Source organism: Lentilactobacillus parakefiri (assembly GCF_002157585.1).
Taxonomy (GTDB): Bacteria; Bacillota; Bacilli; order Lactobacillales; family Lactobacillaceae; genus Lentilactobacillus; species Lentilactobacillus parakefiri.
The window spans coordinates 1-3,909 of sequence record NZ_BDGB01000084.1 but is presented as its reverse complement, the minus strand read 5'-3'; the positions used below and the strand labels follow the sequence as shown (position 1 = coordinate 3,909).

Below are 3,909 nucleotides of genomic sequence, written 5' to 3'. Positions count from 1 at the left end.
AATTCCGGCGATAATTCACCAACTTGGTGAGTTTAGATAGACCAATGAGGGAAGTAAATTGATGAACAATATTGTGAAGCTCGTTTTCTGTATTTTTTTGTCTTATAATATTCATGACGTAAGTCTCCTTTGTATCTTGGTTTTGGTCGACTAAAGTATACAACGCAGGAGAGCTTGCGTTTATTTTTTTGCCAAAAAAGCCAATAACCACACGCCTTTGGCGTGATTATTAGCTTTCAAGTTTCAGGTATTAACGTAAAAAAGCCGGGGATCTCCCCAGCTTAGCTGATTTTGAAATGTAAATAATTTGTTAAAAGTTGGTCACCTTGAGCCTACTTAATTGGTTGTTCTGTCTTCGTCTTTCACAATTGGAAAGTTGACGGTAAAAGTCGCCCCAACTCCCCGCTGACTCTTCACATCAATTGTGCCGCCGACTGCATCCACCATTTCTTTAACGATTGAAAGGCCTAAACCGGTACCACTCACCTTCTGCTTGGTTCGAGAATCATCAGCGCGATAAAACCGTTCAAACAACCTGGAAATGTCCTTTTGAGCGATCCCAATTCCGGTATCGGCAACCTGCAGCTGCCAATAACTGTCATTTTCACTGTAGGAAATATCGACCTCACCACTCGGGCGATTATATTTAATGGCGTTACTGACCAAATTCCGTAAAATTCGCGTTAACGTGGTACTATCGGCAGTTACTTCAACGTGTTCGGCAACTTGGTTATGAATCGCCACCTGATGATTATCGCTCATTGATTTGTAAGATGCCAATTCTGCATCAATGAAATCATGTAATGGCAATGGTTTGTAATTGTAGTTGGTGCCATTTTGGATATGTGAGATGGTCAAAACGTCTTGTACCAAGGAAGCCAGCTGATCACTCTGCTGGTCGATAATTTTCAAAAATTCCACCAGACTTTTCTTGTCATCCATCGCACCACCAAGTAAGGTTTTTGTAAACCCAGAAATAGCAGTAATCGGTGTTTTCAGCTCGTGACTGGCATTTCTTAAAAAGTCAATCTGCATCTGTTTAACATTAATAATATCTGAAATATCATACATAATAACTAAGATATGAAAATCATTTTCCAATTGATTAAACACAACGCTGGTATCCCACGTAACTGCCGCCGCTCCAACACTTTGAACTTCTTCTTGCTGGGACTTATGGCTGCTATAAACATTTTCAATTAGCGAAAGCAGTTGATAGTTGCGAATGTCTTGAGTGTAGGGATGGACTTGGGTCAAAATCTCCCGTCCCAACATCGTTGACATTTTATGGTTAGCAAAAATGACATCATGGGTTGAATCAATGACCATGACGCCAACCGGCAAACTAGAAAGAATTGTGATCAGCTCCGCGTTGCTGTTACGAATGCTTTTACCCTCGTCCTGCTGGCGGCTTTGAAGTTCATTTAACTGATCGGAAACGCCCTTGAGTGGGTTATCGGGTTCAACAAATAACGGCACGGCCGGCTGGTGATGAACAATGTTTTCTGTCATCACCTGAAGTTGTTTGAGCAGCCTATCATGCTGTCGGTATTGAAAAACGAGGATGATGCCTGCAATCGCATCAGCTAATGCCACTAGAAGGGCCAGATCGGACCAGCCCGAATCTCCAGTCGTAAAACCATAAAAAAGCACGGCCAAGGTGGCAATGCTTAGGATAACAACGGTTAAAACTTGCTTATAAATTTTATTCAGTGTCATCATCCCCCGTAGAGAACTCATAACCAAAACCACGAACGGTCCGTAAATATTTCGGCCGTTTCGGGTCTGGTTCAATCTTTTCACGAAGATGGGCAATCTGAATATCAACCATCCGACTTTGACCCGAGTAGTCAAACCCCCAAACCCCTTGGAGCAACTGGTCACGACTCAATACCTGATTTTCATGGCTGACCAAATACTGCATCAATTCAAACTCCTTAGGGGTCAACTTCAAGTTTTTCGAATTGGCACTCACCCGGTATTTTTGGTGGTCAATGGTAAATGGACCCGTTGTTTCAACATTTTCGGTTGATTTAGCCATCGAGCCTTCAGTCGCGGCACTTTTTTCGTACCGCCGGAGAACTGCATTGATCCGAGCAATAACTTCTCGGGGACTGAAGGGTTTGGGAATATAGTCGTCAGCACCCATTCCAGGCCAAAAACCTTATCAAACTCGGTATCTTTTGCGGTTAATAAAATAACCGGCGTGTCATTTCTGTCCATCCGCAGCTGCTTGAGGACTTCTTCGCCGCTCATCTGCGGTAGCATCAAGTCCAGTAGAACAATGTCAAATTGACCAGTTTCAGCCATCGAAAGTGCATTGACCCCGTTGGTAGCACTCTGCACCTCAAAATTGGCTTGTTTTAAGTTATATTCTAATAAAGTCACAATTGCTGGTTCGTCGTCGACTACAAGCACTTTTTTCACGATAGTCCTCCTAATGACTAAGCTGGGTATACGTTTTAACCCCAATTTCATGTGGTGAATTCTTAAAAATCGCCGATTCGGTTATCTTCAGCTGATCGTTTCGATCGCGAACCTTAAAACGACAATAAGTTGAATTAGTACTAAGTGCACGATAGAAGGCATCTTCATCGGTGACCGGGATGCCGTTGACTTCAAGAATCACATCACCCACTTTAAGGTCCATCTTGGCAGCTGAGGTTTCCGGCTGAATACCGATTACTCTCACCCCGTCCATGACCTCACTATATTCAAACGATTGTTGGCCATCCCGATGTTTAGCAAGCCAAAGGATCAAATAGTAACCCAACAACAGCACGATAATAGCGGGCAAAATGAGTTGCGGCACAAAATAACCAACAATTGCCAATCCGACGCCAACGCCTGCCAACAGATAAATTGAGTGACTCATTACTTTGAGTAAGGTCCTTGGAACACTTCTTCGAACCGTGAACTTGAGTCCAATTAAAATTGGGACTAGGAGCATCGCATAAAAATGATTGTTGACTTGAAATAGCGGCATCATTGGCAAACTGGTATGAAGCCAGTCGCCTGGCACAAACAAGAAGAACGGAAAGATTGTTAGCTCATTAAATTTATAAACAGCTGTCTTGTTGTTTCGTTGGTTGCGAACCAGCGTGGGCGAATCAAACCGCCCGCCATTGATGTTCACAAAAACGGCGGTTGTCAAGATAATGACTACAAACAAAATAAGCACATTAAGTGGGGCGACGGTTGTGGAATTGATCCCCAGTTCGTGAAACCAGTGAGTAATGGGTTTAAATTCTGCAATGGTTGGGACGGACAGAGTGAGTACACTGGCAATCCCAGCGGCCGTTATTGACAGCAGCCACCAAGGAATCAACGTGAGTGAAACCAGCAGCAGGCCCTCATAAATGATTAACCATTCCAGTGAGATACTCAAAAAGCCACCTAAAACAACCGATGCCAGAATACCAAAAATCAACCCCATCCGAACAAAATGACGATTCTCATAAAAATCGTCATAAATGGCGGAGTTGAAAATCCCCCGTTCCTTCTTAAGCCGATTTGTATGAATTAAATAACTACGGATAATGCCAATCCATAGGGCAGGTTGCAAGCCGTAAAAACCACAAGCAATTAAAAATTTCATTATGTCTTCCTCGTCAATAATTATAAGGCTAGTATATCATTTATTGGCGGCTGATTTAAGTTGATTTGAAAAGTCACCACTCGTCTTCACGATGCCACCGCAAGGAAAATGGGCCTAATCTTCCAGTCCGTGTTCTGAACGATAGCGGCAATAAAAGAGATTGAGACGAAAGGCGCTTTGATCCCAGAATTTAACAAATAAAGGTTCTACAATATCTGTTGTTGGTAATAGATTTTTATCTATTACTGATGACAGTTTTTTTATTTAGCATTAGAATAAAAAAGCGGACATTTTGAGGTGTACCCCCAAAG

The 3,909-nt window shown here is 42.6% G+C and carries 2 protein-coding genes and 1 pseudogene; all 3 read right to left on the bottom strand.

Features of this window, described 5'->3' with window-relative positions:
• Positions 1–336 precede the first annotated feature (336 nt).
• The gene (locus tag LPKJCM_RS09495) at positions 337–1,719 is read right to left on the bottom strand and encodes a sensor histidine kinase (RefSeq protein ID WP_057962319.1); all 1,383 of its coding nucleotides are present in this window, start codon (positions 1,717–1,719) and stop codon (positions 337–339) included.
• Positions 1,706–2,427, bottom strand: a pseudogene (locus LPKJCM_RS09490) (response regulator transcription factor). Before LPKJCM_RS09490 ends, LPKJCM_RS09495 begins: the two are co-directional and overlap by 14 nt.
• Before the next feature lie 10 nt (positions 2,428–2,437).
• On the bottom strand, positions 2,438–3,598 hold the full coding sequence (locus tag LPKJCM_RS09485) for a PDZ domain-containing protein (RefSeq protein WP_057962318.1): 1,161 nt from the start codon (positions 3,596–3,598) through the stop codon (positions 2,438–2,440).
• Positions 3,599–3,909 lie beyond the last annotated feature (311 nt).

Bases quoted from the DNA above. Each gene is read 5' to 3' on its own strand.
- LPKJCM_RS09495 (WP_057962319.1), bottom strand. From the start codon at position 1,719: ATGACACTGAATAAAATTTATAAGCAAGTTTTAACCGTTGTTATCCTA.
- LPKJCM_RS09485 (WP_057962318.1), bottom strand. From the start codon at position 3,598: ATGAAATTTTTAATTGCTTGTGGTTTTTACGGCTTGCAACCTGCCCTA.